The organism is Microbispora sp. KK1-11, from assembly GCF_006874435.1.
Lineage (GTDB): Bacteria > Actinomycetota > Actinomycetes > Streptosporangiales > Streptosporangiaceae > Microbispora > Microbispora catharanthi.
In genome coordinates, this window is sequence record NZ_VIRJ01000180.1 from 1 (window position 1) to 290 (window position 290).

A 290-nucleotide genomic window follows, 5' to 3' on the forward strand; every position below is an offset into this window, starting at 1 on the left:
CCGAACCGTCCCGCCACCCGCGCGAACAACACATCCAGCCCGGCCACCCACTCTTGAAGGTCGCCCGCGGTCAGCTCATCAGACATGATCCAGAACTATAGATCACAAAACCTGGCTGTAGTACTAGGTCCTGTTTCTTGGATCACGTGCGGAGCCAGATCATCAGGGCTGCCACGGTCACGGTGCCGAGATAGATGTAAGCGCGCTTGTCGTAGCGGGTGGCCACAGCCCGGAAGTTCTTCAGCCGGTTGATCGCCCGCTCGACAACGTTGCGCTTCTTGTAGCGCTCT

Annotated in this window: 1 pseudogene; it reads right to left on the minus strand. The window is 59.3% G+C overall.

Going from position 1 to position 290, the window contains the following annotated elements:
• Positions 1-142: 142 nt before the first annotated feature.
• Positions 143-290: pseudogene (locus FLW16_RS43275) on the minus strand (IS5/IS1182 family transposase); the annotation flags it as partial.